The sequence below is a fragment of the Thalassotalea sp. PLHSN55 genome (genome assembly GCF_052030545.1).
GTDB lineage: Bacteria > Pseudomonadota > Gammaproteobacteria > Enterobacterales > Alteromonadaceae > CANMXU01.
In genome coordinates this window covers 508,251-514,554 of record NZ_JBPDIH010000003.1, presented here as the reverse complement: position 1 = coordinate 514,554, position 6,304 = coordinate 508,251, and the positions used below count along the sequence as shown (strand labels likewise).

4 protein-coding genes are annotated in these 6,304 nt (G+C 41.1%); 3 read left to right on the top strand and 1 reads right to left on the bottom strand.

The genetic code is table 11. The features are described from left to right. Positions 1 to 415 precede the first annotated feature (415 nt). Genes ACRRSQ_RS07970 through ACRRSQ_RS07960 form a run of 3 tightly spaced genes read left to right on the top strand, consistent with a single transcriptional unit; the run spans position 416 to position 4,680 of the window. A complete protein-coding gene (locus ACRRSQ_RS07970; protein WP_440875185.1) occupies positions 416 to 997 on the top strand; it encodes a paraquat-inducible protein A in 582 nt (193 codons plus the stop codon). Continuing rightward, entirely contained in the window at positions 978 to 1,598 is a 621-nt protein-coding gene (locus ACRRSQ_RS07965) for a paraquat-inducible protein A (RefSeq protein WP_440875184.1), read from the top strand. The genes ACRRSQ_RS07970 and ACRRSQ_RS07965 overlap by 20 nt, the downstream gene beginning before the upstream one ends. Next, positions 1,588 to 4,680 (top strand): MlaD family protein, encoded by a 3,093-nt coding sequence (locus tag ACRRSQ_RS07960; protein ID WP_440875183.1) that lies wholly within the window; start codon positions 1,588 to 1,590, stop codon positions 4,678 to 4,680. The genes ACRRSQ_RS07965 and ACRRSQ_RS07960 overlap by 11 nt, the downstream gene beginning before the upstream one ends. Positions 4,681 to 4,723: 43 nt before the next feature. Here ACRRSQ_RS07960 and thiE read toward each other — a convergent pair whose 3' ends face one another. After that, positions 4,724 to 6,301 carry a thiamine phosphate synthase gene (gene thiE, locus ACRRSQ_RS07955; protein WP_440875182.1) on the bottom strand — a complete coding sequence of 526 codons (1,578 nt, stop codon included), beginning with the start codon at positions 6,299 to 6,301 and terminating at the stop codon, positions 4,724 to 4,726. Positions 6,302 to 6,304 lie beyond the last annotated feature (3 nt).

Here is a 6,304-nt window from a genome sequence, read left to right as displayed (position 1 = left end):
CTCCAAAATTTCTGTTTATGCAAAGAAAAGGGGTCAGTGACTAATAAAAATGGTTAATCCCGCTTACTTTCTTCTTTTTTGTCACTGACCCCAGTTTGATCCTAATCTATCCGAGAAGCACCCTTCGACAGGCTCAGGGCGAACGGTTGGGGAATTAGTGTTAAATCTCCAAAATTTCCGTTCGTGCTGAGCTTGTCGAAGCATAGGAAATTACCTAAGCATTAGATGGGGTTACCTTGCTTAATAAGTGCTGTTTAATTTGTAACTTAATGTTGAGCGTGTTGTTTCGCTATTGGCGATTAGCCTAACTTACCTTACACTTAAGGAATGTTAGTGCTTAATTTTCAACAGGTTGATCATGAGCGGGTTTAGCCAAGATCTACGCCAAATAATTATATGTCCCAAATGTGATGCCTTGGCAACTAAGCCTGCGTTACATGCTGGACAAAAAGCGATGTGTTCGCGTTGTAACGCGAAATTATTTGAAAGTAAAGTTAACTCGATTGACCGTACTTTGGCGATTTCATTAGCCGGCTTATTATTTCTGATCCCCGCGATGACCATGCCGTTAATGGGCATGGGTTTAGTGGGGCTTTTTAATCAAGCATCTATGGTTGACTGTATTGCGATATTAATTCAAAACGACTTTTATATTATTGGTCTTTGCTTGTTCCTATTTACTATTGCAATACCCATTGTCCGACTGGTTACCGCCTTTTACATTGCTTACTGCATAAAGCGCGGTCGGGTTAAACCTCAGTTATTACAATTTTTCCGCTCGTACCATACGCTAGATCATTGGGTAATGTTGCATGTGTTTTTACTCGGCATTATCGTTTCTATGTATAAACTATTATCCATGGCAGATTTAACTGTTGGCTTAGGTTTTAGCGCCTTTGTTTTGCTATTACTGTGCTCTACATTGGTTTCGGTTACCCTTGATCAACACACCATGTGGGAAACCTTGGAGGACGCTTGTGAACACAGCAACAGCTAAAGCGTCAGGTTTATGTTTATGCCCTAAATGCCATAAAACTAATCCCATTTGTGGTGACGAAAAACAATGCTGTTCCCGCTGTTTAGCGACTTTTACTTTACGTAAAAAAAACAGTTTGAAGCTTACTATGGCGTGGACGGTTACCGCGATTATTTTCCTTATTCCTGCTAATTTATTACCTATGATGGTTATTAATAGCATTGGTGAACGCGATGCCTCTACCATTTTAGAAGGCATAGAGTACTTTGCTGAAACTGGCGTTTATCCCATTGCGGTGGTGGTATTTATTGCCAGCTTTTTAATTCCACTTGCTAAAATAGCAGGGCTAATTTTATTAATGTATAGCGTTAAAAAAGGCTCTAAATTGTCTGCTAAACGCCGCGCTAAGCTATTTCATTTAATAGAGTTTTTAGGGCCTTGGTCGATGCTTGATGTATTTGTAGTTGCATTGATGGTTGCTGTGGTGAACTTAGGGTTTGTCACCTCGGTTGAAGCTGGCGCTGGTAGTACTTATTTCACCCTAATGGTAATTTTTACCATGTTTGCCGCACAGAGTTTTGATTCACGATTATTATGGGACGTACCAGAAAATGACCAATGATGGCCAAATTAGCACAGTAAAAGTTGAGCAACGCGAAGGGTTTTCAGCGGTATGGTTAATTCCTGCAATTGCTCTAATTTTTGGTGGTTGGTTGCTGTACAAAGCACTGTCTGAAAAAGGCATTTTTATTGAAGTGCAATTTGAAAGCGCCAGCGGTATTGTTGCCGGAAAAACCGAAGTTCGCTACAAAGGACTAACCGTTGGTGTAGTGCGCAACGTAGAGGTGACTAGTGATCTACAAAATGTAAAAGCTGAAATTGAAATGATCCCCAGTACAGTGAATATGCTGACCGACAAAACCATGTTTTGGTACGTTACTGCGGATATTTCCTTTCAAGGCGTTAAAGGCTTAGATACGTTATTATCCGGTAGTTATATTAATATTCGCCCATATATCGGCGAAGATGCCGACTCACAGCGAGAATTTATTGCCTTAATAGAAGAGCCTGATATTGATAAGTCTTTAGCGGGTTTGCATATTGTTTTGCAAACGCAAGCACTTGGCTCATTAGGTAAAAACTCACCAGTAAGCTTTAAGCAAATTCCAGTAGGTCATGTCGAAGGCTTTAAATATAACGACAAACAAAACCTAGTTGATGTGAGTGTCTTTATTAAGCCCGAATATGCGGATTTAGTGAAAGAAAACTCGCGTTTTTGGAATGCTAGCGGCATTGAAGTTAATGCGTCGTTAAGCTCAGGAATCAAGATTAATACCGATTCACTTGCCTCAATTATTGTTGGCGGCATCGCCTTTGATAATTCCAGTTATGATGTTGCCTTACCACCGGCCAGAACTGGGCAAATATTTGAGTTATTCTCTGATTTTCAAAGTGCTGAAATGGGCCATGCAATTGAGTTGGTACTCGAATGGCATTCAGGCATCGATGTTGGCACAAAAATAATGTATCAAGGGCTTACCATTGGTAAAGTTGAGTCGTTTATAGATATCGACCCTAAAAAGCGAAAAATAGTCGCGAAAGTCGTGATGAACCCAAGAGTCGTACCTTATCTAACCGAAGGCACTGAGTTTTATGTAGTCTCGGCTAAGCTTGGTCTTGCGGGTATTACCAATATGCAGTCTTTGTTACTTGGTAATCATATTGGCGTGCGTTTTAGTTTATCGGGCAATGAAAAATCACGCTTTAATGTTTTTAAACAAAAACCTGCTTATAAATATTCAGAGTCGGGATTACATTTAGTGCTAACCACAACTGAACTGAACTCACTTACGGTTGGCAGTGGTATTTATTATCAACAACAACAAGTGGGTAATATTCAAGCCATTGAAAACTTAGGGCCCGATCAGTTTTTACTGCATATTTTTATTGAACCCCAATATCAGAGTTATGTTGCTAAAGACAGCCGATTTTGGAATGTCAGTGGCGTGAAAATATCAGGTGGTTTACAGAGCTTTGAAGTGCAAGCGCAAAGCTTAATGTCGATTGTTCAAGGCGGTATTGCCTTCGATAAAGGTCTCGCGGATAAAAATGCTGTAGACGACAAAACCACGCAAGAAAGCAATAAACAGCTTGCTGAAAATGGCGACAGATTTACCTTATTTTCTGATGCAGAACGTGCCAAACAACGGGTGAATTTTGAGCTAGCAATTAAAAACGTCAAAGGCATTTCTGAAAACACACGAATAATGCTGCAAGGGCAAGTAATCGGCGCTATTCAAAAGCTAACCCCTTATAAAGACGGCTATCGAATGATTGCGGGGATCTTGCCTGAATATGAAGACATTTTACGTGAAAAAACACAATTTTGGCTAGTGTCGCCAAAAATGTCGTTGGCCGGATTAACCGACACAGAAGCATTATTTGGTGGCTCTTATATCGCCATCAACACCGGAGAAGGTAATAAACAAAAACAGTTTGATGTGTCACTGGTACCGCCAATTAAACATCACAGCGCAGAAGGCCTGCAATTAACGTTAAATGCCAGTAGTGGTAGTGTGGTTAGTTCCGGCAGTTTAATTAGTTATCGTGGTATTGCTGTTGGTGAAGTGGATAATGTTTCACTCGATGAAAACGAAGATGACGTTAACATTAATATCACCATAGACGAGCAGTACCGACACTTGGTAAATGGCTTAACGCGTTTTTATAATGCCAGCGGTGTCACGGTGTCTGGCGGCTTAACCAATTTTGTTGTTAAAACTGAGTCAGCAGACGCAATATTAAAAGGCGGAATCAGCTTTTATAATCCACCAGAAAATAGCGAAGATCTTGTCGTTCAAGAAGGTGATAAATACTCATTATACAATAGCTTAGGGTATGCCAAACAAGCTGGTTTAGCGATCACCTTGTTTTTCAACGAAGCTAAAGGCTTAAAAAACTTCATGAAAGTTAAATATCAAAACCAAGATATTGGCAGCATTACTAAGTTAAGCCTTGCCCCTGAAACACAAGGCATTATTGCCGTTGCTTATTTGAATGATTTTGGCCGTAAGTTTGCTGTACAAGGTACTCAATTCTGGTTAGAGCAAACTGAAATAGGTTTAGTGGGTAATAAAAATATCGGCTCTGTTATCGAGGGTGGTTTTATTAATATTCGCCCTGGAAATGGTGAGCTGCTAACGCACTTTGTCGCAGAGAATATTGCGCCAGTTACCGAACAGCTAAACTATGGCTTAAATATTAAAGTTACCGCTGCGCGACTTGGCTCGGTACGCGTTGGTAACCCAGTGCTGTACCGTCAAGTACCTGTGGGTGAAGTTATTGGCATTGATTTATCTGCGAGTGCTGACTCGGTTGATATCTTCCTGAATATTTTTGACAAATACGCACCACTGGTTAAACGTAATAGTCAATTTTGGAATACTAGTGGCTTTACCCTTGAAGGCGGTATTTTTTCTGGCGTGAGCGTTGATGTTGAATCGGTAGAATCAGTACTTGCTGGCGGTATTGCTTTTGCCACACCTGAAGACACGCAAGAGCAAGCTGAACAAGTGTCGGCTGACAAAATAGAACAAGCTAAAATAGAACAAGCGCAAGTAGAACAAGGACACCAGTTTATTTTGCATGACAATCCAAAACCTGAATGGTTAGCGTGGCGAGCGAAAATAAGTCTAAATCAGTAAATATTACGAATGAAAAAAGGTGCATTAGTGCACCTTTTTAGTTTTAGTTTATTGCGCGAGTGAGTAGCGCTTTAAACTTATTCACCGAGGCTCGATAATCTTCCGCCTCAGTAATCGCGGTAACCACGGCTATGCTGTCAACACCTGTTTGCCACACTTGTTCTGCCCGTTGATGATTAATGCCGCCAATGGCGACGACGGGAATGTCGGTGGTGAGTGTTAATATTTGGCTTAAATTATCTATGCCTTGAATTTGGCCAGTCATGTCTTTGGTTTTGGTGGGGAATATTGCGCCAACGGCAAGGTAGGAAGGTTTTAATTGCTGGGCTAATAAAAATTCATAGCAGCCGTGGGTACTAATACCTAAACGCAAACCTGATTGTTCAATGGCGGCTAAGTCAGCATCTTGCAAATCTTCTTGGCCAATATGCACGCCATAAGCGCCGTGTTTTATCGCCAGTTGCCAGTAGTCGTTAATGAACAGTCTAGTGTTTGAGTTTTTGTATAAAGCGATAGCTTTTTTAATGGTTTCTTCAAGCGCAGCGCCAGCTAAATTTTTAACTCTTAATTGAATAATATTAAGCTGACACGGCAGCAGTTTTTCTAACCATGCAAGTGAGTCGACCACTGGATATAAACCTAAACTTTGCTTGCCATTTCGCGGTTGTTCAAGACTTTTAAATGCAGCTAAGTGTTGATATTGCAGATTTAGCGCGCTTTGTACTTGCGGGAAAAAATCACGGTTTTGGTTTAGTGACGATGGGGTTGATTGTCGCGAAACTTGTTCAAAAGCGCCGTAATAATCACACTTGCCTTCATTGGCTTTTAAGCCTTGGTTGATAAAGGTTTTGGCTAACGTAAAGGCGTCGCGTAATAGGTAACCTTGCGCTAAATAACAGCTAATGGCGCTAGCAAAACTACAGCCGCCGCCATGGCTAAAATGGCTATTAATGCGCGGAGAATTTAGCTGATAGCTAATCGTTTCACCATTAACGACATTACTGGTTTCGGTGCTTTTTAGCTTATGCAGGCAATAGTCATTTGCAAAGGTTTTATTGTCGCTGTGCCCAGCTTTAATGATGACCGAATTGATACCAAATGCTGCGATATTTTCCGCTAAAGCTTGTGGATTGTCGCTTTCACTTTCAGTTTCATTATTACAATCGCCGCTACTTAGCGCTTGCGCTTCAATAAGGTTTGGCGTGATAACATCAACTAACGCAAGTAAAGGCTTAAAATCTTGAGTGCTTAACGATGAAAACTTGCCGCCAACACTGGCAGAGCCGACCGGATCAAATACTACCTGTAATGCGCTGTTTTGCTGTTTCAACTCAGCTAATAACTGACAAAGCCAAGTAATTTGCGCTTTGCTTGCCACTAAACCAATTTTCACCACCGCTGGGAGTTTATCAGCAAGCAAGGTTTGCGCTTGTTGATCTAAAATATCAATACTGACTGGGTTTACCGCCACTAATTTTTGTGAATTTTGCGCGGTATTGGCGGTGATCAAATAACACAGTTCACAGCCAAGTGCTTGTGCGGTTTTTATATCGGCGGCAATGCCGGCACCACCTGAGCAATCGCTGCCTGAAATACTCCAAACAATCGCTTTATCGGTCATCAA